Here is a 22,910-nt window from a genome sequence, read left to right as displayed (position 1 = left end):
CCTTCTCGTCAAAGTGTATGTTCAGTACGGGCTATAATATCATCCTGCGCGTCAGGAGATAAGGCAGTAAAGAAGGCCGAGTATCCCGCTACCCTGACCACTAAATCACGATATTTATCAGGATTTTGTTTGGCATCTATCAGGGTTTCACGGGAAACAATGTTGTACTGAACGTGCCAGCCTTTGTGTGCCTCAAAGAAAGTACGCAGCATAAACATTAATTTTTCCCGATCGCGTGGATTATCCAGCGTCGAAGGATTCAGTTTTTGGTTGAGCAGAACGCCGCCGAGGATTTTGCCGGTAGGCAGTTTTCCAACCGAGCTGATGACCGCCGTTGGACCGAGTCTGTCCGTACCGGAGGCAGGGCTTGCACCTTCGGCCAGCGGGGTTTTCGCCTTGCGGCCATCCGGGGTCGCCATCGTTGCTGCCCCAAACGGCACGTTAGCCGAGATTGAAGAGGTTCCGGCGTAATAGGTTCCGCCAATCGGACCGCGGCCAAAGCGGGTGTTATGGTACTGCTTCAGTTCGTCAATATAGGTCTGGTAAGCGCGGGCCAGCAGCATATCCACTTCGTCGTCATCGTTACCGTATTTGGGGGCGCCGTTGATTAACCGCTGGCGCAGCTGCTCGCCGCTCAGCCCGTCAAAGTCGTTGGCTAATGCTTCCGCCAGCTGCTGCTGGCCGATAATTCCCTCGTCGAATACCAGCTTGCGCACCGCCGAGAGGCTGTTTCCAAGGTTGGCAATACCGACCTGAAGACCCGACACCCAGTCGTATTTCGCGCCGCCTTGTTTAATACTTTTGCCGCGCTCGATACAATCATCCACCAGCGCCGAGCAGAGAATATCGTGGGCATTTTCTTCCAGCACCGTGTCCACCACGCACTCTATTTCGATGGATTTTTTAGTGTAATAGCGAATCTGCGTATCCCAGGCGTCCATCACCTCATCAAATGAAGCAAAGTTTCCCTCTGAGAGCGCCTTTTCCTGAGGCAGGAAGATTTTTCCACTGGTTGCATCGCGACCATTTTCAAGGCTTGCCAGCATCACTCGGGCAAAGTTAATGAAGCTCATGCCGGTACAGCGGTAGCCCCACTTGCCGCCCACCGCGGTTTCAATACAGCCGATGGCGGCGTAGTCGTAAGCATCTTCGCGGCTGACGCCGATTTTAATAAATTCATCAATGACGATTTCATCGTTGTTAAACGCCGGCATCCCAAATCCGCAGCGGATAACCTGCACGCAGGCGTCGAGGAAGTCATTGCTCATGCCTGCATGGTAGCGAACGCTCAGGTTTGGCTGCGTGGAGCGCAGGCGGCCGCAGGATTCAAGCACCGCGTAAGACAGAGGATTGACGGCATCTACCGCCACGCCGTGTACCAGCGTCTGTCCGCCAATGGTGACGTTCTGGTAGAGCGGGCTACCTGCCGACGCTTTTGAATGCGACCCGGAGCGGATTTTGTTTACCTCCAGCAGTTTCAGCCAGCAACTTTGCAGCAGCTCAATCGCCTGTTCGCGGCCCAGCGTCTGCTTAAGCTCAACGTCGCGGCGATACCACGGGTAGAGATACTGATCCAGGCGGCCAAATGAGACGGAGTGGCCGTTGGACTCAATTTGCAGCACCAGTTGAATAAAGTAGCTTAACTGTAGCGCCTGCCAGAACGTTACCGGAGGCTGAGAGGCAATGCGTTCGCAATTCTCCGCTATCGCCAGCAGTTCATCGCGACGAGTTTCTCGCGTTTCCTCAGCCGCCATTCTGTTGGCCAGCTCGGCGTAACGCAGGATATGGTCGCTAAGGGCGCTAAAAGTCATATCAATGGCTTTAAGGAACTGCTCTTTATGCAGATCCTCCTGGTCGGTAAGATTCAGACGAGCACGGCGCTCGGTCACCTTATCGCGCAGGCCATTAAGGCCAAGCTCCAGCAGGAGAGGGAAGTTAACCGCCAGATGGGCATCCCCGGAAGTCATATTACCTTCGGCCTTAATGATGCCGGTTGCCAGCAAGGCTTTTTGCTCGTCGGTAAACATGCCGTAGCACCTGTCCTGCACCGTTTGCCCGCGCCACCACGGGCAAATTTTATGCATCACGGCTTTGTCCGAATCTGAAATCGAGAAGCCTGCGCCTGGACGGTCGCCGAGCTCGTCAATCTCACTTTCTATCCAGCCGACGGTGTATTCCGGGAAGAAAGGCGCGCCGCGAACGTGGCTGGCCTGGTTACCGACAATCAGCTCGTCGTGTTTTATCCAAATGGTACGTTCGGCCAGATGGTGAGCCAGCGCCATGGCGCGGCGAACCGGCAGCGGTTTATCCTGATGCTGCTGATAAACCTCGGTGTAGTGTTGAGCGCGCTCGGTGCAAACCGGCGGCTTAACGATGTGGATCAGCGCTTCTTTATGCGCCTTGATACGCGGGCTAAGAAAGTTCAGGTTCAGTTCGGTCATGATGTTTATCCTCTTATCCAGGCCGTCATGCCTTTTTGGCTGGCGTACTGTTCGGCAAAATGCAGGAGATCCGGCGCATCAAGCGGCGAGCGCGCGGCGCGGTAAGGCTGAGCCAACAGGTTGTATTTGTTGATACCTAAGGTGTGGTAGGGCAAAAAATGGATAGCTTTAGCGCCAATTTCATCGGCGGCAAAATCGCTGATGGCCCGAATCGACTGCTCATCGGCGTTAAAATCGGGGATCAGCGGTACGCGGACCGTCATCTCCACGCCACGCGCGGCCAGTTTGCGGAAGTTATCCAGCACGCGCTCCGCGTTGCCGTCCGTCCATTGGTGGAAGCGCTGCTTATCTACGTGTTTAAGGTCGGCGAGCAGAAGATCTAAAAACGGCAGCGAAGGTTCGATGTATTTCCATGGCACATGCAGGCAGGATTCAACGGCGGTATTCAGCCCGGCTTGTTTACTGCGCTGCAAAAGTTCGCGAGCCAGCTCAGGCTGCATAAAGGGTTCGCCGCCCGAAAGCGTAATGCCCCCGCCGCTACGCTCATAAAAAGGTTTGTCGCGTAGCACGGCGGCCATAATGTCGTCGGCGGTTTTTTCTTCTCCGCAGACGGTCAGCGCCTGGGTCGGACAGCAGTTCCTCAGCGTGCTTATTGCGTTTTCGTCGAGATTGCCGCGCGCAATAATCAGCTCCTGACCCACTCGGGTAACAATCTCAGGTGCCGCCTGCTGGCAGAGATTGCAGTCGGCCAGGCACAGGCGAGGATCGAACAGTAGGTCACATTCCCGGGAGCGGCTTTCCGGGTTCTGGCACCAGCGGCAGCCGAGCGAGCAGCCTTTCAGGAAAACCACCGTGCGTATCCCAGGACCATCGTGTGTTGAGTAACGCTGAATATTAAACAGCATGGCTTCATCTCATTCGTGTTTCTTTCGTAAATTAAATTACTTTCGAATGAAAGTTATATTGATATTGATCAGCTAAACATCCGACAGCCGGGTTATGATGCCCGCAGTGAGAGATGACTCTAAATGTGGAGAGCGTGATGGAACTGTATTTAGATACCGCCGATGTTGCCGCCGTTAAACGTCTGGCGCGTGTCCTGCCATTGCAGGGCGTAACAACCAATCCTTCAATTGTTGCTAAGGCAGGCAAGCCGCTTTGGGACGTTTTGCCCGCGTTGCAGGATGCGCTGGGTGGCGAAGGCAAACTTTTTGCCCAGGTGATTGCCAGTCGGGCGGATGAGATGGTTAAAGAGGCTCAACTGCTGACGACGCGAGTGCCGGGGCTGATAGTAAAAGTGCCTGTTACACCGGAAGGTTTGGCGGCGCTAAAACAGCTAAAAATTATGGGCATTGCGACGCTGGGCACGGCGGTATATGGTGCGGCTCAGGGGCTGCTGGCGGCGCTGGCCGGTGCGGAATACGTGGCGCCTTATGTTAATCGTCTGGATGCCCAGGGTGGGGACGGCATACAAATGGTGCAGGATCTCCAGCAGTTGCTGACGCTGCATGCCCCGGATTCAAAAGTGCTGGCAGCCAGCTTCCGCACGCCTCATCAGGCAATGTCCTGCCTGCTCGCCGGGTGTGAGGCGATCACGCTCCCGGTTGATGTGGCCGAGCAAATATTGGTTACGCCAGCGGTGACGGCGGCCATTGAAGGCTTCGAAAAAGACTGGCAGGGTGCGTTTGGCGCATTAACGCTGTAAAAAATAATAAAGCCGGTGGTTACCGGCTTTTGCTTAAATTTCCCACGGCGACTTTTTCTGCTCGCCGTTCGTTTTATTCCCGTCATTATCTAAACTCAGCAGCTCGGCCTTGAGGATCTCAAGATTATTTATCGCTGAGGCATAATCTTTGGCAACCAGAATATCCAGCACGGTATCAATACGTTTAGCAAGCTGCTGCGGATCAAGCGTTGGCATAGTAAATCCTGTCTGTGTTGGCGAACGAATCATAAATCCATAATGCAAAAAAAGGCCGCCAAAGAGAAGGGCGCACGGCCAATTCTTCGCCTTATCCTTCAATAAATTATCGCACAACATATAAGCAATAATTATTAATCAGCGCATCACATTCATCAAACTACAGCCGTGGATTAGTCTGATCCTGCGATTAACGCACATTCATTTGATGAGGATAAGGCTATGACAGTTATTGACCAAACAACCTGCAAGTTATTTACCGATACTGCACGTTTTACGCAACTGTCTGGATATTACGAAGAAGAGCGACGCACCGTCTGGATGATGCTGCGCTCACGGCCGCGCCCCTGTTTCAATCATGCCCTGATAGAGGAAATCATGAATCTGGGATATATCGTCCAGAAGGCCGGATTTAAAGTTGATTTCTGGGTCACCGGTTCGCTGGTCCCCGGGATGTATAACACCGGCGGCGATTTAGGCTTTTTTGTCGAAACGATTCGTAATGGGCGGCGCGAGGCTTTACGCGCCTACGCAAGGGCCTGCGTTGACTGCGTTCATGCGGCGTCTCGAGGATTTGATACCGGAGCAATAAGCCTTGCCATGGTAGAAGGCAGTGCGCTCGGCGGCGGGTTTGAAGCCGCCCTGGCGCACCATTTTCTGCTGGCTCAGCGCGACGCCAGGCTCGGCTTCCCGGAAATTGCGTTTAACCTGTTTCCCGGCATGGGGGCTTATTCTCTGGTGGCGCGCCGCTCCGGCATGAAGCTGGCGGAAGAGCTTATTTATAAAGGGGAGTCACATACGGCGGAGTGGTATCACCAGCACGGGCTGGTGGATCAGCTGTTTGAGCCGGGACAGGGCTACCTCGCCACACGGACCTTCATTGATACCCTGCTGCCGAAATTAAACGGCGTGAGAGCGATGCTGCGAGCGCGCCAGCGGGTGTTGCAGTTGCCGCGCTCGGAGCTGATGGATATCACCGAAGACTGGGTGGATGCGGCATTCTGCCTTGAGGACAAGGACATCGCCTACATGGAGCGCCTGGTACAGTTGCAAAACCGCCACACTTCGACGGCGATGCGTAAGGCCGGTTAGCGCTTTGTCCTCGCCTGATAGCGCTTAAACCAACGCTCGAATACGGCCGCGGGCATTGGTTTCGCAAACAGAAATCCCTGCCGTTCGTTGACGCCGTTCTTGGTAAGAAAGGCGTCTTCTTTTTGATTCTCCACGCCCTCCGCAATCACCTGCAGGTTCAACGCCTGGGCCACGGCCACAATCGCCCGCACCAGAGACTGGGAAACCGAATGTTTGTGAACATCGCGCACAAAAGACTGGTCGAGCTTAATGGCGTCGATGGGGAAGCGTGCAAGCTGGGAAAGCGAGGAGTAGCCGGTGCCAAAATCGTCAAGATGTACCTGAGCGCCAAGCTGGCTGAACTGCTTGATAACCGACAGCGCCAGTTCTTCGTTCTCAATCAGGCAGCTTTCGGTAAGCTCCACGTCAATCGGGCAGTATTCAAAATTAAGATCTTTAAGCGCCTGCTTAAGATCGCTAAAAATCGTCTGGTCCGCTAGCTGACGGGCAGAAACGTTAACCGCCACGCGCAGGTTAATACCTTTATCGCGCCATTTCGCGACCTGCTGCACCACGCTAACCATCACCCAGCGACCGAGCGGCACAATCAGCCCGGACTCTTCCGCGTAGGAGATAAACCCCTGAGGCGGGATCAGGCCGCGTTCCGGCGACTGCCAGCGCACCAGCGCCTCCAGGCTACGCACCTCGCCTCGCCAGGTCATTTTCGGCTGGTAGTGAATCACCAGTTGCTCTTTATCGAGCGCCTTGCGCAAATTAGTATCCAGCCATAAATACTCAAACACGCGCTGGTTCATTTCCGGCGAAAACACACAAAACTTGCCGCGGCCGCTCTCTTTAGCGGTATACATCGCGGTGTCGGCATTGCGGATCAGGCTCTCGCGTTCCTCACCGTGCTGCGGGGCGAGCGAAATACCCAGAGAACAGCCGCTGTAAACCTCAATCAGCCCGATGCGGAACGGCACCCTGAGGCGGGTCAAAATGCGGGAGGACATGGCTTCAAGAGAGCCTTGAGAGGTATTGGTCGCCAGCACGATAAATTCATCGCCGCCGAGACGTGCCAGCACCTGGCCCTCTTCTAGGCAACTTAAAATCGCGAGCGAAACCGCCTGCAACAGCTGGTCGCCAAACATATGCCCGTAGGCATCGTTCACTTTTTTGAAGTTATCCAGGTCAAGATAAACTATGCCAACCTGGCCCGACCCGCGATTTTCGATGGCTTCGGCTATCAGGTCGTAAATGGCGTTGCGGTTGGGCAGGCCGGTGATAGTGTCGGTATTTGCCAGCACGCGCAGCCGCTCCTGAGCGCGGCGCTCTTCGGTAATATCGGTGCCCGAACAGATAAGATAAATTTCATTTTTACCGCTGCCGCTGTGAACGAATTTATTGCGGAACAGAAACAGGCGCTGCCCTTTGCGGGTTTTTACCCAACGCTCCACTTCGTAAGAGCTGCCATTACGAAAAAAACCGCTGATATTACGCTTCGAGGCGGCGGCTTCGCTGCGGCTCATAAATAATTTAAAGACGTTCTGACCGATGACTTCATGCTCTTTCATTCCGGTGTATTCTTCGCTCAACCGGTTGAAACGCTGAATATTTCCCTGTTTGTCGAGGATGACGATAACCGAATTAGCTTCGGAAACCACCTGCTCTGCAAAAGAGAGGCCCTGCACCAGATCGCGAGCGACCGAGTGGGTATCATGCCAGGAGGAAGCCGTGCCGGCCCACTCGCGTTTGGAAACCTTGCGGCCAACCATATGCACCGGCACCTCAATGCCAAAAAGCGAAAGCGTCATGGTCAGGCTGGAGGTAATCACCGTCATTTGGCGAATTTCATCGGCCTGAGCCGAGTCTAATGCCACGACCTGGCCGATGTCGGCGTCTTCGCTGGCCGAAAGCTGCAAAGCGTTACTGTCCGCCGGCAAACGCCAGTACGGGCTGGTTGTTCCCAGATAACGATAAAGCAGGTTCTGCTCCAAATCGTCTTTCATTCTTACTCCTGAGCCTCAGGGAAAAAAATCACCTAAATCTACTATTTATAGTAGCAACAGAAAGCCGATGTTAAAGCCCAGGTGAAAGAGAAAAGATATTGTTTTTGCAGAGGATGTACCAAAAAACAGCCGCCGGGATTTATAGAAATAAAAAAACCGGGCACCTGGCCCGGTTTTGCTGGCTTTGCTGCGCTATCAGGCGGCAGGGCGAGCGATGACGCTGCGAGTTTCCATACGCACTTCTGCGATGGTGACATCGATAACGTCGGTCACTTTATAGGCCACTTCGCCTTTAATTTGCACGGTGCCGTTTTCCTGGCTGCAAACCAGCTCATCACGCACCGCGTGGATGAATGGCGCAGGGATAAACGCAACCGCACCGTTCTCCACCAGGCGTACGCGCATGCCGCCGCGGCTGACGTCGATAATTTCCGCCGCAAAGCGGGTATCGGTGCCTGCTTTGGCGTTCAGGAAGCGGGCATAGAGCCAGTCGCCGACGTCACGTTCGGCCATGCGGTTCAGGCGGCGGCGTTCCGCCATCTGTACGGTGGTATCTTCGCCAGGGCGCGTGGCGCTTTCGCCTTTGATAATCGCTTTCAGCAGGCGGTGGTTAACCATATCGCCGAATTTACGAATCGGTGAAGTCCAGGTCGCGTAGGCTTCCAGGCCGAGGCCAAAGTGCGGGCCTGGCTCGGTGCTGATTTCCGCGAATGACTGGTAGCGGCGAATGCGGCTGTCGAGGAAGCCGGTTGGCTGGGCATCTAGTTCGCGACGCAGTTTGCAGAAGCCGTCGAGGGTCAGCACTTCCTGCGCGTCCACGGTGATACCGTGAGTTTGCAGCATCGCCGCAAGCTGTTCGGTATTGGCCGGGTCGAAGCCGGTATGGACGTTATAAACGCCGAAGCCAAGTTTTTCGCGCAGCACGATAGCGGCACAAACGTTAGCGGCGATCATCGACTCTTCAACGATGCGGTTGGCGATGCGGCGCGGCTCGGCCACAATATCCAGCACTTCGCCTTTTTCGCCGAGAATAAAGCGGTAATCAGGGCGATCTTTGAACACCAGAGCATGGTTGTGGCGCCATTCGCCGCGGGCCAGGCAAATGCGCTGCAACAGGCGGATTTGCTGAGCAATCTCTTCGCTCTGCGGCTTCCAGTCGCCTTTTTCTTCAAGCCAGTCGGACACTTCGTCATAAACAAGTTTGGCTTTAGACTCGATGTTAGCGGCGAAGAAATGAATATTGTCCCCGATTGCGCCGTCCTGCTCGATGGTCATGCGGCAGGCAAGAACAGGGCGGGTAACGTTGGCGCGCAATGAGCACAGGTCATCAGACAGTTCGCGCGGCAGCATCGGGATATTGAAGCCCGGCAGGTAGTTGGTGAAAGCGCGCACTTTGGCGATGCCGTCCAGCTTGCTGCCTTCGGCAATCCAGGCCGTCGGGTCGGCGATGGCAACGGTCAGTTGAAGCTTGCCGTCGGCCAGCTCTTCAACGTACAGCGCATCGTCCATATCTTCGGTGCTGGCGCTGTCGATGGTGACAAAGTCCAGCGCGGTTAAATCCTCGCGCACCAAGCCTTCGTCAAGCATTTCGGTCGCCACGCCGTCCGGCGCTTCACGCTCGAGGTTGTGACGTGACAGTGTCACCCACCACGGCGCAAGATGATCGTCCCCGAAGGTAATAAATTGGGTTAACTCCGCGTAAAAACCGCGATCGCCTTTCAGCGGGTGACGGCGCATTTCCGCAACCGCCCAGTCGCCGTTCTGGAAGTCATGCGTCACGCTGCGCTCGGCGCGGCATGGAATGGCGTCTCTTAACAGCGGGTGGTCAGGCACAATCGACAGGCGATCGTCTTTCTTCTGAACGCGGCCAACAAAACGCGACAGGAAAGGCTCGATAAGCTCTTCCGGCTCGGCAGACTCGCGGTCTTTATCTTTGTGAATAACGGCGCTGATACGGTCGCCATGCATCACTTTTTTCATCTGCGGAGGCGGAATAAAGTAACTTTTATTGGCATCGACTTCGAGGAAGCCGAACCCTTTTTCAGTACCTTTTACCACACCTTCAGCGCGTGGAGTCTGGGAATGCAGTTGCTGTTTTAGCTGCGCGAGCAGCGGGTTATCCTGAAGCATATCGTTTCGTTTTCGTGGCCAAAAGAGCGGCTGACAGTTTTACGCGAAACCACACCCTGCGGCAAGCGCTGATTGCCTGAAAGCCTCAGGGAGCCAGCGTTTGAGCGGTATTCCCGAGGCTAATTTTCAGCCGATTTATCCAGCCCGCAAGCCCGGCGCCCACCAGCAATTTCAGCACTTCCTGTTCGCTAAAACCTTGCTCATACAAAGGTTGAAGCTGGGCGGCGCTGAACCTGTCGGGTGCCCGGGTGAGCAACTGGACTGCCTGGATGATCGCTTTTTCACGCGGGTGATTATGACTCCATGCGTTCAGAGCGCGTTCGCCGTTGCGCATCGCGTCCGGCAGGCCTGAATCGCCTTGCCATGCGGCTACCGCATCGCTAAAGCAGGCGGGGCTGCCGTTAATGCGCGACGTCAGCATGATGACCAGCAGTGAATCGTGTGAAACCTGAGGTGTTATCTGCCAGAACAGCCGCGTTAGCTGGCTGAGCGAGGACAAAGCGCGTTCATCGTGGGCCAGCAGCCAGGCAATATCCCGCAGCGCACGTAAAGGCTGGCTGATGCTTAAAATTTCCAGTTGCTCCGGGCGGGCATAGCGCGATTCAACCGGAGCCAGCCCCGGCTGCCAGCTGGCTGGCTCCGGGCCAAACAGCGCAGGGTCGGCATCCTGGAGTCCGTCCAGGCCCGGCAGCCAGCGTACGGGCAGGCCCTGTTGAGCCTGCAAGACTGCAATCGCGCGCGCCTGGAAGCCCACGAAGCCGATAATCTGAGTAAAGGTGACGATATCGTCCACCGAAAGCCCGCATTCATCGAGCTGGGCCAGCGCCACGTCATCAATCAGCGTCGGCTGGCTGGCAAGCTGGCGGGCAAATTGGGTTATTTGGGTCAGGCGGCGATTGCTTTCACGCGAGGAGTCCGGGCCGGGCTGGGGGGCAAGACGAGCGGCATAGTGATTACAAAGACGCTGCACGCCATAAACCTGAGCGACGGTCAGAGCAGTGCTCAGGCGGTCATAGCTGCTCAGGGTATGCAGGCGCGTCACGGCGATGCTGTCGGGCAGCAGAACATGGGCCGCGGCTCTGGCAGCGTCAAGCCACGGAGCCTCAACGATTAATTGCTGTTCAGAAGGCGTTAAATCAAGCAGGAAGCGGTCATCAACCTGCGCCGCTTCGGGAACTAAGGGCAGTACATCCGCCGGGCACAGACTGGACTGGGTTTCATGATACCAGTGGCTTTTACCAGAAAAGCGGCGTTGTTCCATTGTCGTTCCTTGGTCAAAAAGTTTGCAGACCCGGATACAACGTGAATGCCGGGCCTGGTTCGCTGTTTTATCCTGGCGCAAGCTCGGGAGGTGACAAAAGAATGATCGGTGATAATAAATATCGGAAAGCTATAACAAATTCGGGAACGGGGGAGGAAGGCAGGGGGAAATAGCGAAGCGAGCCTGAGCCCGCCCCGCTAAAGAACCGAAATTAGTCTTTCAGTTCCAGTTCGTTCATTGCTGCGATGCTGAAGCCGCCGTCAACGTGAACCACTTCACCGGAGATACCGGCAGACAGGTCGGAACACAGGAAGGCCGCGGAGTTGCCTACGTCTTCGATGGTAACGGTACGGCGAATCGGGGTAACCGCTTCGCAGTGGGCCAGCATTTTACGGAAGTCTTTGATACCGGAAGCTGCCAGGGTGCGGATTGGGCCAGCGGAGATAGCGTTAACGCGAACGCCTTCAGGACCCATAGCGTTTGCCATGTAGCGAACGTTAGCTTCCAGAGAAGCTTTTGCCAGGCCCATAACGTTGTAGTTAGGGATAGCACGTTCTGCGCCCAGGTAGGACAGAGTCAGCAGGGCAGAACCCGGGTTCAGCATTTCACGGCAAACTTTTGCCATCGCTACAAAGCTGTAGGCGCTGATGTCGTGGGCAATTTTAAAGCCATCACGGGTCACGGCGTTCACGTAGTCGCCATCCAGCTGGTCGGCAGGTGCGAAGCCGATGGAGTGAACGAAGCCGTCAAATTTCGGCCAGCTCTTCGCCAGTTCGGTAAACAGCGCTTCGATGCTCTCATCTTCAGCCACATCGCAAGGCAGCACGATGCTGGAACCCAGATCGGCGGCAAAACCTTCCACACGGCCTTTCAGCTTTTCGTTCTGGTAGGTGAAGGCCAGCTCGGCACCTTCGCGGTGCATCGCCTGCGCGATACCGTAGGCAATGGAGAGTTTACTGGCGACGCCAGTGATCAGAATGCGTTTACCGGTAAGAAAACCCATAGCTTTTAATCCTTAATAGTCATTGTTGTTGCGGCCAGCAGGTGAAAAAAACAGGCAGGCCGACGTTAAGACCGGGCGATTCTAACATGAGTCTAACGTAAGCGTTAATCCGACCACTTTCCCGCTGTGGGAAAAGTGGGGTTTAACGATCTTTACGCCAGGCGTCAGCGGTTAAAGCCTCGCCAAAGTGGCTGGCAATCAGCCGCTTAGTCAGTTCATGAAGCGGGGAGGCCAGTACATCGGCGGTGCTGCCGCGCTCGACCACTTCACCTTGATGCATCACCATTACCTGGTCGCTGATGTGTTTCATCATGCCAATGTGCTGCGTGACGTAAATATAAGATATTCCTTGTTTTTCCTGCAATTCCAGCATCAGGTTGATCAGCTGGGAGCGCATCGACATATCCAGCGAAGCCAGCGCCTCGTCGGCGATAATCACCTTCGGTCGCAGGATCAGCGCGCGGGCCAGGCCAAGGCGCTGTTTTTGCCCTGGCGCCAGCATATGCGGATAGTAACTGGCGTGATCGGGCAGCAGCCCAACCATACGCAGGGTTTCCAGAATGCGCTTTTGCCGCAGCTCCGGCTCCAGCTCGGTATTCAGGCGCAGCGGAAAGTCCAGAATCTGTGAGATACGCTGGCGCGGGTTAAGCGAGGTGCTGGGGTCCTGAAATATCATGCGTATACGCTGACTGCGCCAGGAGTAATCGCCGTAATGCAGCGGATGATCGTCAATCACCAGTTCGCCGGTGGTCGGCTCTATCATTCCGGCCAGCATTTTCGCCAGCGTGGACTTACCGGAACCGTTCTCGCCGATAATGGCCAGCGTCTGCTTCTCGCGCAGCGTAAAGTTGAGCGGCTTTACCGCCTCAACATGCTGACGCCGGAACAGGCCGGTGCGGTAGCGAAACGTCTTACTTAAATTGCGGACTTCCAGCAGCGTTTCGACCATTACTGACTCTCCATATTCAGCGGGAAATGACAGGCATACAGATGATTTTTCACCCCTTCAAGCCGCGGCGCTTCAATACATTTGCGCTGGGCGTAAGGGCAGCGCGGGCCAAGGCGGCAGCCCATCGGCAGTTGTTCCAGCAGCGGGATAGCGCCCGGCATAGTGTTCAGACGGCTTTTATGCGGCATTGAGCTGCCAAAATCAGGGATAGCGCGGATCAGCGCCTGGGTATAAGGATGGTGCGGCGTCGTCACCAGATCTTCGCTGTTGGCGCTTTCCACCGTTTGCCCGCAGTACATCACGTTAATCTTGTCGGCCCACTGGCTGAGCATTTGCAGGTCGTGGCTGATAAGCAAAATCGTGGTGTTGTTGTTCTGGTTCAGGCGCGTCAGCAGGCGGAAAATCTGCGACTGCGTGGTCGGCTCCATGGCATTGGTCGGTTCGTCCGCAATCAACAGGCGCGGCTGGTTGGCAAGCGCGATGGCAATCATCACCTTCTGGCATTCGCCGTCCGTAAGCTCATACGGATAGCTGCTCAGGGCGTCTTTATGGTCTTTGATCCCGACGCGGTGTAGCAGCTCGATGGCGCGGCGTTTACGCCAGCCAAAACGCTGCCACCAGCGGCCTTTATAAGTCCAGCCGGGGATATTTTGGGTAAGTTGACGGCCGATTTTTTCCGAAGGGTCGAGACAGGACTGCGGCTCCTGGAAAATCATCGATACGTTATGGCCCACCAGCCTGCGGCGTTCGCGGGAGGAGAGGCGCAGCAAGTCGATGTCGTCGAAGCGCATGCGGTCGGCGGTTACGCGCCAGTTGTCTTTGGTCACGCCGCAAATCGCTTTGGCTATCAGGCTTTTGCCCGAGCCGGACTCACCGACCAGGCCACGAATCTCGCCTTCCGTCAGCGTCATGCTGACGCGATCTACCGCTTTCACCCAGCCTTCTGAAGTCATGAACTCGATGGTCAAATTACGGATATCAAGTAATGGCATTATTGCACCCCCGCATTAATTGCGCGGCGCAGGCCGTCGCCCAGCAGGTTGATAAGCAGTACGCTTATCATAATGGCCGCGCCGGGCAGCATCACCGTCCAGGGCGCAACATAAATCAGCTCCAGCGCATCCCCGAGCATCGAGCCCCACTCAGGCGAGGGCAGCTGTGCGCCGAGATCGAGAAAGCCGAGGGCGGCAATATCGAGAATCGCCATAGAGAGCGCTCGCGTAATTTCCGTCACCAGCGTTGCGGTGATGTTCGGCATTATCGCAAACCATAAAATATTGAGGGTAGAAGCGCCGTCGAGGCGGGCGGCCACCACGTACTCTTTCTCCAGCTCGTCATGCACCGCGCTGTACACCGAGCGCACCATACGCGGCAGCAGGGCCAGCCAGACGGCAAACATCGCGTGGCTGAGGCTTGGGCCAGCGAAGGCCACCACGATAATCGCCAGCAGCAGCGAAGGAATAGAGAGCAGGGTGTCGAGAATATGGTTGAGCGCCGCAGAGCGCAGCCCGTGAGTCGCCCCGGCAATCACGCCGAGCACGATGCCGAAAAGCGTAGCGGCCAGCGTGACCATAAAAGCGCCGCCGACGGTCGGTGCTGCACCGCTTAGCAGGCGGCTAAGCACATCGCGACCAAGATCATCGGTGCCGAGGAAAAACGAAACCTCTCCATAGCGCGACCATGAAGGCGGCAGCAACTGATAGCCGAGGAATTGCTGATCGATTTGATAAGGTGCGAACAGGCCGCCGAACAGACACAGCAGCACCAGGCCGCCGCAGCCGTAAAGGCCAATCATCGCGGTAGTATCACCATAGAATTTACGCCACGTCAGGCGCAGCGTACTGGGCGGCCGCTTCTCGCGGTAGACGCTATCGTAAGGCATACCATTCCTTATGCTTCAGTGGGTTGGCCATAGCGCCCAGAATGTCGGAAATCACGTTAACAATAATTACCAGCGAGCCGATTACCATCACCCCGGCAGAAATCGCCGAATAGTCCTGCTGGCGAATGGCGTTGATCAGCCAGCGGCCAAGGCCCGGCCAGCTAAACACCACTTCGGTGATCATCGCCAGCGTCAGCATGGTTGAAAATTGCAGGCCAAGACGCGGAATAACCGGCGGCAATGCATTATGCAAAACGTGGCGATGCAGAATAGTAAAGCGAGAGAGCCCGCGCGTGGCGGCAGCTTTCACATAGTTCTGGTCGAACACTTCAATTGTGCTCAGGCGCATCAGGCGAATGACTTCGGTGGTCGGCGCCACGGCCAGCACCGCGACCGGGAGCACCATATGACGTATGGCGCTGACGATCATTTCGCTGCGGTAAGGGGAGTCGGAGAGCCAGGCATCCACTAACGCAAAACCGGTGACGGATTTCACCTCGTACAGCAGGTCAAAACGCCCGGAAACAGGGAACCAGCCGAGCGTCAGGGAGAAGAACAGCGTCAGCAGCAGCGCCAGCCAGAATACGGGGATGGAGAAGCCCACCAGCGCCAGGGCGCTGATCAGTTTATCCTGCCATTTATTGCGCATGACGCCGGCCAGCATTCCCACCGGAATGCCGATCAGCAGCGCGAAGCCAAAGGCCAGAATGCACAGTTCCATGGTGGCCGGGAACACGTCTCGCAGCTGCTCGTTAATCGACTGGCCGTTAATACTTGAGACGCCAAAATCCCAGTGCAGCAGGCTCTCGCACCAGAATACCCAGGCATTCCATAGCGAGGCACCCTGTAGCGGGGCGTGGGGGGTAAAGTAGTTGAGGCTAAAGCCGACCAGCGCCAGGAAAACCAGGGTGATCAGCAGCAATAGCAGGCGGCGTAAGGTAAAAATTATCATTATTTTTTCACCTCAACATTTTCCCGCGACACCCCGGCAAAAGAAGCATTGCCGAACGGGCTAAGCACCAGACCCTTCATGTCATAGCGGTAAGCCTGAAGGCGCAGGGATGAAGCGAGCGGCAGTACCGGCAGCTCCTCGGAGAGAATATCCTGTGCTTCGTTGTAGGCTTCGATGCGGGCGGCCAGCTGTTGTGATGCGAGGGCTTTTTGCAGCACGCTGTCGAAGTGCGGATTACACCAGCGGGCGTAGTTAGTCTGGGAGCCAATAGCGGCGCAGCTCAGCATCGGGCGGAAGAAACTGTCCGGGTCGTTACTGTCCGTGGCCCAGCCTGCCAGGGTCAGGTCGTGGTTCATGTCCATCAGCCTGGCCTCCTGGAAGCGGCCTTCCATCGGGACGATAATCACTTTTACCCCAATTTGCGCCATATCGGCCTGAATCAACTCCGCTGTCTTAAGCGGGCTTGGGTTCCAGGCCTGGGAACTGGTCGGCACCCACAGGCGCAGTTCAAGATTATTGACCCCCAGCGCCTGAAGCTGCTGGCGGGCTTTCGCCGGGTTGTACTCGGTAATTTTTGCGTCGTTGTCATAGGCCCATGAAGCACGCGGCAGAATAGAAGCCGCGGTTTCTGCCGTGCCGTAATAAATCGACTGCATCAGACGCTGGTTATTAATGGCCAGCGCCAGCGCGTGGCGAACGGCGGGATTGTTGAGCGGCGTTTTGTTGGTATTGAACGCCAGATAGGCAATGTTCATCCCGGGGCGGAGCGTCAGACGCAGGCGCGGATCGTCACGTAAAATAGTCAGCTGGCTTGCGGCAGGCCAGGCCAGCACGTCGCACTCGCCGGTCAGCAATTTGGACAGGCGGCCCGTGCCGCCGGAGCCGAGGTCAACCACTACCTGCGGCATCAGCGGTACGCCGCGCCAGAAGTGCTGATTACGTGCAAGGCGAATGTATTGCCCGGCGCGATATTCGCTAAGCAGGAATGGGCCGGTGCCGACAGGCTGGCGATCCATCAACTCCTGGCGGTCGGCTTTGCTCAACTGCGCGGCGTATTCGGCGGACATTACGGACGCATAATGCGTCGCCAGGTGCCAGAGGAAGGATGCATCTGGTTTGTTGAGACGAAACTCGACGGTGTTGTCATCCAGCTTGCGCACGCTTTTTACCGTTTCCGGGAATTGCAGGCTGTCGAAATAGGGATAACTGCCGCCGTTAACGTTGTGCCACGGGTGGTTGCGGTCGAAGATGCGCTCGAAAGTGAACACCACATCGTCGGCGTCCAGCGGGCGAGTGGGCTTGAACCAGGCCGTTGTCTGGAACTGGACGTTGCGGCGCAGGTGGAAGCGGTAGGTTGCGCCGTTATCCAGCACTTCCCAGCTTTCCGCCAGCTCCGGCACCAGCCGGTAAGTATAAGGGTCTACGTCGAGCAGGCGGTCATAAAGCTGAGCTGCCAGCGTATCTACAGTCAGGCCGCCGCTGGTCATCTGCGGGTTAAAGGTGTTGACCTGCCCGTTGACGCAATAAACGAACCCGCTCCGGCGAATATCTGCCGGCTTTTCAGCAGGCGTTGCGGCACGCGCCGCGCCGCTCAGGCAGCATAAACCCAGTAACAGGGTGGAGAGCATTCCGCGCATAAGTTTTTGAGTTATCTCAGGTGATAGGCAAAGTGTATCGCACTCTTGCCTTGTCCCCAAAATTACTGGTGACGATCGGCAATTTTCTGCGCAGAGCGATGAAAAAATCGGCGCTTATGACGGCGTGGCCGGGTTTATCTGGTGCTTTTTCATCATCGCCCTCAGCTGATGATAACTCACGCCCAGCAGTTCTGCAGCACGGCGCTGGTTAAATGCCGCCTGCTTCAGGCTTTGTTCCAGCAGGCTTTTTTCCTGCTCATTTTGCCAGCCGCGTAGATCGAGCGGCAGCGCGGGCAGGCCGGAAGGAGGGCTCTTATCTGCCGGATGCAGGGGCGCGAGCCTGCGGGTAAAAGGATTCAGAATAATGTTATCCAGAGGCTCATCGCTCGAGCCATGTCGATAAACCGAGCGCTCCACTACATTCTTTAGCTCACGAATATTGCCGGGCCAGGCATAGTCGAGCAGCGTTTCGCTGGCATAGTCGGTAAAGCCGGGGAACAGCGGCAGGTTCAGCTCACGGCACATTTGCATGGCGAAGTGGTTCGCCAGCAGCAGGATATCCGAGCGGCGCTCGCGCAGCGGAGGCAGCATCACCACGTCGAACGCCAGCCTGTCCAGCAGGTCGGCGCGGAATTTCCCTTCTTCGGCAAGCTGTGGCAGGTCGGCGTTGGTGGCACAAACCAGCCGGGTATTAACCTGTAGCGGCTGGCTGCCGCCGACGCGCTCAAGCTCGCCATATTCCACCACGCGCAGCAGTTTTTCCTGTACCAGCATGGGGGCGGTAGCCAGCTCATCAAGAAACAGCGTCCCGCCTTCGGCACGTTCAAAACGCCCCTGATGGCGTTTCTGGGCACCGGTAAACGCTCCGGCCTCGTGGCCAAACAATTCGCTGTCCAGCAGGTTTTCATTTAGCGCGGCGCAGTTGAGGGAAATAAACGGCCCCTGCCAGCGGCGGGACAGGAAGTGCAGGCGGCTGGCTATCAATTCTTTACCCGTGCCGCGCTCGCCGATGACAAGAACCGGCTTGTCCAGCGGTGCGAGCCGGGAAACCTGCTCCATTACCTCGAGAAAGCTGTTGGCCTCGCCGATTAGGTTATCTTTGTTATCCGACATGGTTAAATTCACTAATAGTTAGTTAATTTAACCAATATAGCGGCTTTCTTTGATAGGTCAAATTTTATAAAATAGATTAAAATCAATGCATTAAAAAGTTGGCATGAACTCTGCAATATCCACTGCGAACAGAGTGCCTGGCACCTGAGATAATGACTAAGAGGATTGAATTATGGGTATTTTTTCTCGTTTTGCCGACATCGTGAACGCTAACATCAACTCGCTGCTGGAAAAAGCGGAAGACCCGCAGAAGCTGGTGCGTTTGATGATTCAGGAAATGGAAGACACGCTGGTGGAGGTTCGTTCCACTTCGGCCCGCGCGCTGGCCGAGAAGAAACAACTCGCCCGCCGCGTAGAGCAGGCTGTGACCCAGCAGGCCGAATGGCAGGAAAAAGCCGAGCTGGCGCTGCGTAAAGATAAAGAAGACCTGGCTCGTGCCGCGTTGATTGAAAAACAGAAATTGACCGACCTGATTACCACGCTGGAAAATGAAGTGGTTCACGTTGATGAAACTCTGGCCCGCATGAAGAAAGAGATAGGCGAGCTGGAAAATAAACTCAGCGAAACCCGTGCCCGCCAGCAGGCATTGACCCTGCGCCACCAGGCGGCTTCTTCTTCACGCGATGTTCGTCGCCAGCTGGACAGCGGCAAGCTGGATGAAGCGATGGCGCGTTTCGAATCTTTCGAACGCCGTATAGACCAGATGGAATCCGAGGCGGAAAGCCACGGCTTCGGCAAGCAAAAATCGCTGGACTCGCAGTTTGCCGAACTGAAAGCGGATGATGAAATCAGCGCTCAGATCGCCGCGCTGAAAGCAAAAATGAACCAGGATAATCAATAATAATCCAGGCCGCGGCTGCGCATGGCGCGCCGCGAGTCGAGCCTGACCCGTAAGGAGTACACATGACCGCGCTTTTTCTTGCTATACCGCTGACCATCTTTGTGCTGTTCGTCGCGCCTATCTGGCTCTGGCTTCATTACAGCAACCGGCCCGATGGCACTCAGCTTTCACAAAGTGAACAGCAACGACTGGCGCAGTTGACTGATGAGGCGCGGCAGATGCGGGAGCGCATTCAGTCTCTGGAGCAGATCCTCGATGCCGAACACCCGAACTGGAGACATAACTAATGGTGAACTCATTTTCCGGTCGTAAGCTGTGGCGCATCCCTGAGAAAGGGATGGTAAAGGGCGTTTGCGCCGGTATTGCCCAGTACCTTGATGTGCCGGTCAAACTGGTCCGCGCCATCGCCATTTTGTCGATATTTTTTGGCCTGTCGTTCTTCGTGCTGGTGGCCTACATCGTCATGACGTTTGTTCTTGACCCGATGCCCTACGGCGCGGATGAGAAAAGCGACCAGCCTACCAGCCGCGACCTGCTAAACGCGGTGGATGCCGAACTGGCAGCGGGGGAGCAGAAGTTGCGTTCGATGGAGCGCTATATCACTTCTGATACCTTCACGCTGCGCAGCCGCTTCCGCCAGCTATAGTCCGAAACCGGGAGGGCGACCTCCCGCCGTTGTGAGGAGTTATGATGACTAAGTTTCAATCCGTTTCGCAAAAAGCAAAACCCGGCCTGCAACTGGCGGGGAAACTGGCCCTGCTGGCCGCGCTGCGGTTTGGCCCGGCCGGGTTTGCAGCATGGGCGATAAAATCCGTTGCCCGTCGTCCGCTAAAAATGGTACTGGCCGTGGTGCTGGAGCCGCTGCTGACCCGCATTCTGCGTAACGTTTCCAACCGTTACGATCGCCGCATGGCAAAATAACCTCCCTCCCAACGGCGAGTTTTTTCGCCATAACGCTTTGATTCGTGGCAATCAGCCCTATTTGATATTATCAATGAAGGTATTTCCCCCAGGCCTAAGGCAATCAGGACGCTTATGAACCGAATCAAAAATGAACTTAACGCCCTGGTTAACCGGGGCGTCGATCGTCATTTACGTCTCGCGGTAACCGGGCTTAGCCGCAGCGGCAAAACCGCTTTTATCACCGCAATGGTTAACCAACTGCTCGGTATTCATACCGGCGCGAGGTTGCCGATGCTGAGCGCCGCGCGTGAAGAGCGGCTGCTTGGCGTAAAACGCGTACCCCAGCGCGACCTCGGTATTCAGCGCTTTACCTACGATGAAGGGCTGGCGCAGCTGTACGGCACTCCTCCTGCATGGCCAACGCCGACGCGCGGCGTCAGCGAAATGCGCCTTGCGCTGCGCTATCGCTCCAACGATTCGCTGCTGCGCCATTTTAAAGACACTTCGACTCTGTACCTGGAAATTGTTGATTACCCGGGCGAGTGGCTGCTGGACCTGCCGATGCTGGCTCAGGATTACCTGAGCTGGTCGCGGCAGATGACCGGCCTGTTGCAGGGCCAGCGTGCCGAATGGTCAGCCGAGTGGCGCCGCCTGTGCGAGGGGCTGGACCCGTTAGCGCCCGCCGATGAGAACCGCCTTGCTGCTATCGCAGAGGCGTGGACCGATTATCTTGTGCGCTGCAAAAAAGAAGGGCTGCATTTTATTCAGCCGGGGCGCTTTGTACTGCCGGGCGACATGGCTGGTGCGCCCGCGCTGCAATTCTTCCCGTGGCCGGACGTGGACGGCTTCGGCGAGTCCAGACTGGCACAGGCGGATAAAGGCAGCAATCTCGGAATGCTGCGCGCACGTTTTGACTACTACTGCGAAAAAGTGGTCAAAGGTTTCTATAAAAATCATTTCCTGCGCTTCGACCGGCAAATAGTCCTGGTCGATTGCCTTCAACCGCTTAACAGCGGCCCGCAGGCGTTCAATGATATGCGCCTGGCGTTGACTCAGCTGATGCAGAGCTTCCACTACGGGCAGCGCACGTTGTTCCGCCGCCTGTTTTCCCCGGTTATCGACAAGCTGCTGTTTGCCGCGACTAAAGCCGACCACGTAACGGTTGACCAGCACGCGAACATGGTTTCGCTGCTCCAGCAACTGGTGCAGGACGCATGGCAGAACGCGGCTTTTGAAGGCATCAGCATGGACTGCATGGGGCTGGCTTCGGTGCAGGCCACGCAAAGCGGCATGGTGGAAGTGCAGGGGGAGCAAATTCCCGCCCTGCGCGGGAACCGCCTTAGCGACGGCGCACCTCTGACGGTTTATCCCGGCGAAGTCCCTTCGCGCCTGCCGGGTAACGCCTTCTGGCAAAATCAGGGGTTTCAGTTTGAACAGTTCAGGCCGCAGGTTATGGATGTGGACAGGCCGCTGCCGCACATCCGTCTGGACGCGGCGCTGGAGTTTTTGATTGGAGATAAATTGCGATGAGCGATCCTATCAAACCGCGCATCGACTTTGCGCAGCCGCTTGAGGCGGTGAAGGAGCAGGACTGGAAGGCGGCTCATGCCTTTAGCGAGCCGGAGGCGGAAAAATTCACCCCGGTTGCCGCCACCTTTGATGAGCTGGCCGAAGACGAAGGGCAGGCCGAGGCGGCGGTTGAAGCCGCGCTAAGGCCAAAGCGCAGCCTGTGGCGAAAAATGGTCACGGCGGGCCTGGCGCTGTTCGGCGTTAGCGTCGTTGCTCAGGGGATCCAGTGGACGCACAACGCCTTTTTGGCGCAGGACTGGATTGCGCTCGGCGGCGGCGTTGCCGGAGGGTTAATTGTTGCCGCCGGTGTGGGATCGGTTGCCAGCGAATGGCGGCGGCTATGGCGGCTGCGTCAGCGTGCTGAAGAGCGTGATGAAGCACGAGATCTGCTGGCGAGCCACGGCAGCGGTAAAGGGCGTGCATTTTGCGAGAAACTGGCCGCTCAGGCCGGGCTGGATAAAGGCCACCCGGCGCTGCAGCGCTGGTACGCTTCTATTCACGAAACCCATAACGATCGCGAAGTGGTCTCGCTGTATGCCCAGCTTGTGCAGCCGGTGCTTGACGCTCAGGCAAGGCGCGAAATCAGCCGCTCTGCCGCCGAGTCCACGCTAATGATAGCCGTCAGCCCGCTGGCGCTTGTCGATATGGCGTTTATCGCCTGGCGTAACCTGCGCCTGATTAACCGCATCGCCACGCTGTATGGCATCGAGCTTGGCTACTTCAGCCGGATTCGCCTGTTCCGCCTTGTGCTGCTGAACATCGCCTTCGCCGGGGCCAGCGAGCTGGTGCGGGAGGTCGGAATGGACTGGATGTCTCAGGATATTGCCGCCCGGCTCTCCGCCCGTGCCGCTCAGGGCATTGGTGCGGGGCTGCTAACCGCGCGCCTCGGCATTAAAGCAATGGAGCTTTGCCGCCCGCTCCCGTGGCTGGAGGGCGATAAGCCGAGGCTTGGCGACTTCCGTAAACAGCTGCTGGTGCAGTTGAAAGAGACGCTGGCCTCGGGGAAAAACAAAGCGGCTCATTAAAACGAGTATCAGCGACAACAAAGGCGGCTGCGGCTGCCTTTTTTCATTTACAGCTTCGGGTAAAAATAATCTTCTCGTTGACCAGTGGTTTGCCTTTCAGTGTCAACTTTTCATGACAGGTATCTTCTTGCCGGGGACTAACTGAGTTATCATTCTCTCAACTCTATGAGAGCTCAGCCTCAGGCTGACGGACATAGGCCGTT

The 22,910-nt window shown here is 56.4% G+C and carries 21 protein-coding genes; 8 read left to right on the top strand and 13 right to left on the bottom strand.

Going from position 1 to position 22,910, the window contains the following annotated elements:
- Positions 1-8: 8 nt before the first annotated feature.
- A complete protein-coding gene (locus HMPREF0201_RS10805; RefSeq protein ID WP_016536678.1) occupies positions 9-2,441 on the bottom strand; it encodes a formate C-acetyltransferase/glycerol dehydratase family glycyl radical enzyme in 2,433 nt (810 codons plus the stop codon).
- 5 nt (positions 2,442-2,446) lie between these two features.
- Positions 2,447-3,346 carry a glycyl-radical enzyme activating protein gene (locus HMPREF0201_RS10800; RefSeq protein WP_016536677.1) on the bottom strand — a complete coding sequence of 300 codons (900 nt, stop codon included), beginning with the start codon at positions 3,344-3,346 and terminating at the stop codon, positions 2,447-2,449.
- 137 nt (positions 3,347-3,483) lie between these two features.
- Between HMPREF0201_RS10800 and fsa the strand changes: the two genes are divergently transcribed.
- Positions 3,484-4,146, top strand: coding sequence for a fructose-6-phosphate aldolase (gene fsa / locus HMPREF0201_RS10795; protein ID WP_039898283.1), 663 nt, complete (start codon positions 3,484-3,486; stop codon positions 4,144-4,146).
- A 33-nt stretch (positions 4,147-4,179) separates the two neighbouring features.
- Here the strand turns inward: fsa and yciZ are convergent, their stop codons facing one another.
- Positions 4,180-4,362, bottom strand: coding sequence for a protein YciZ/DeoL (yciZ, locus tag HMPREF0201_RS10790; RefSeq protein WP_039898281.1), 183 nt, complete (start codon positions 4,360-4,362; stop codon positions 4,180-4,182).
- A gap of 222 nt (positions 4,363-4,584) precedes the next feature.
- Between yciZ and HMPREF0201_RS10785 the strand changes: the two genes are divergently transcribed.
- Entirely contained in the window at positions 4,585-5,454 is an 870-nt protein-coding gene (locus HMPREF0201_RS10785; protein WP_016536674.1) for a crotonase/enoyl-CoA hydratase family protein, read from the top strand.
- Here the strand turns inward: HMPREF0201_RS10785 and pdeR are convergent.
- The 10 genes from pdeR to pspF form a co-directional block, all read right to left on the bottom strand.
- Positions 5,451-7,442: a cyclic di-GMP phosphodiesterase gene (pdeR, locus tag HMPREF0201_RS10780; protein ID WP_016536673.1), complete on the bottom strand. Its 1,992-nt coding sequence runs from the start codon at positions 7,440-7,442 to the stop codon at positions 5,451-5,453. The two genes, HMPREF0201_RS10785 and pdeR, sit on opposite strands and share 4 nt — an antisense overlap.
- A 195-nt stretch (positions 7,443-7,637) precedes the next feature.
- Positions 7,638-9,572 (bottom strand): exoribonuclease II, encoded by a 1,935-nt coding sequence (locus HMPREF0201_RS10775; protein WP_016536671.1) that lies wholly within the window; start codon positions 9,570-9,572, stop codon positions 7,638-7,640.
- An 85-nt stretch (positions 9,573-9,657) separates the two neighbouring features.
- Positions 9,658-10,833 carry a CMD domain-containing protein gene (locus tag HMPREF0201_RS10770; RefSeq protein WP_016536670.1) on the bottom strand — a complete coding sequence of 392 codons (1,176 nt, stop codon included), beginning with the start codon at positions 10,831-10,833 and terminating at the stop codon, positions 9,658-9,660.
- Positions 10,834-11,044: 211 nt separating this feature from the next.
- Positions 11,045-11,836, bottom strand: coding sequence for an enoyl-ACP reductase FabI (gene fabI, locus HMPREF0201_RS10765; RefSeq protein WP_016536668.1), 792 nt, complete (start codon positions 11,834-11,836; stop codon positions 11,045-11,047).
- 142 nt (positions 11,837-11,978) lie between these two features.
- A complete protein-coding gene (gene sapF, locus HMPREF0201_RS10760) occupies positions 11,979-12,785 on the bottom strand; it encodes a putrescine export ABC transporter ATP-binding protein SapF (protein WP_016536667.1) in 807 nt (268 codons plus the stop codon).
- Positions 12,785-13,777 (bottom strand): putrescine export ABC transporter ATP-binding protein SapD, encoded by a 993-nt coding sequence (gene sapD, locus HMPREF0201_RS10755; protein WP_016536666.1) that lies wholly within the window; start codon positions 13,775-13,777, stop codon positions 12,785-12,787. The genes sapF and sapD overlap by 1 nt, the downstream gene beginning before the upstream one ends.
- Entirely contained in the window at positions 13,777-14,667 is an 891-nt protein-coding gene (gene sapC, locus HMPREF0201_RS10750) for a putrescine export ABC transporter permease SapC (RefSeq protein WP_016536665.1), read from the bottom strand. The genes sapD and sapC overlap by 1 nt, the downstream gene beginning before the upstream one ends.
- Positions 14,654-15,619: a putrescine export ABC transporter permease SapB gene (gene sapB / locus HMPREF0201_RS10745; RefSeq protein WP_016536664.1), complete on the bottom strand. Its 966-nt coding sequence runs from the start codon at positions 15,617-15,619 to the stop codon at positions 14,654-14,656. Before sapB ends, sapC begins: the two co-directional genes overlap by 14 nt.
- Entirely contained in the window at positions 15,619-17,256 is a 1,638-nt protein-coding gene (sapA, locus tag HMPREF0201_RS10740) for an ABC transporter substrate-binding protein SapA (protein WP_016536663.1), read from the bottom strand. The genes sapB and sapA overlap by 1 nt, the downstream gene beginning before the upstream one ends.
- A 114-nt stretch (positions 17,257-17,370) precedes the next feature.
- On the bottom strand, positions 17,371-18,369 hold the full coding sequence (pspF, locus tag HMPREF0201_RS10735) for a phage shock protein operon transcriptional activator (protein ID WP_016536662.1): 999 nt from the start codon (positions 18,367-18,369) through the stop codon (positions 17,371-17,373).
- A 172-nt stretch (positions 18,370-18,541) separates the two neighbouring features.
- Here pspF and pspA point away from each other — a divergent pair, with 172 nt between their 5' ends.
- The 6 genes from pspA (at position 18,542) to HMPREF0201_RS10705 (ending at position 22,707) form a co-directional block, all read left to right on the top strand.
- Positions 18,542-19,210: a phage shock protein PspA gene (gene pspA / locus HMPREF0201_RS10730; protein ID WP_016536661.1), complete on the top strand. Its 669-nt coding sequence runs from the start codon at positions 18,542-18,544 to the stop codon at positions 19,208-19,210.
- 62 nt (positions 19,211-19,272) lie between these two features.
- On the top strand, positions 19,273-19,497 hold the full coding sequence (gene pspB, locus HMPREF0201_RS10725; RefSeq protein WP_016536660.1) for an envelope stress response membrane protein PspB: 225 nt from the start codon (positions 19,273-19,275) through the stop codon (positions 19,495-19,497).
- Positions 19,497-19,856, top strand: coding sequence for an envelope stress response membrane protein PspC (gene pspC, locus HMPREF0201_RS10720; protein ID WP_016536659.1), 360 nt, complete (start codon positions 19,497-19,499; stop codon positions 19,854-19,856). Before pspB ends, pspC begins: the two co-directional genes overlap by 1 nt.
- 41 nt (positions 19,857-19,897) lie before the next feature.
- Entirely contained in the window at positions 19,898-20,131 is a 234-nt protein-coding gene (pspD, locus tag HMPREF0201_RS10715; RefSeq protein WP_016536658.1) for a phage shock protein PspD, read from the top strand.
- Positions 20,132-20,245: 114 nt separating this feature from the next.
- Positions 20,246-21,643, top strand: a complete 1,398-nt coding sequence (locus HMPREF0201_RS10710) for a YcjX family GTP-binding protein (protein ID WP_016536657.1) — start codon at positions 20,246-20,248, stop codon at positions 21,641-21,643.
- Positions 21,640-22,707, top strand: coding sequence for a YcjF family protein (locus tag HMPREF0201_RS10705; protein ID WP_016536656.1), 1,068 nt, complete (start codon positions 21,640-21,642; stop codon positions 22,705-22,707). Before HMPREF0201_RS10710 ends, HMPREF0201_RS10705 begins: the two co-directional genes overlap by 4 nt.
- Positions 22,708-22,910: the final 203 nt, after the last annotated feature.

The sequence above is a fragment of the Cedecea davisae DSM 4568 genome (genome assembly GCF_000412335.2).
Taxonomy (GTDB): domain Bacteria; phylum Pseudomonadota; class Gammaproteobacteria; order Enterobacterales; family Enterobacteriaceae; genus Cedecea; species Cedecea davisae.
This window is presented reverse-complemented; position numbering and strand designations above follow the sequence as displayed.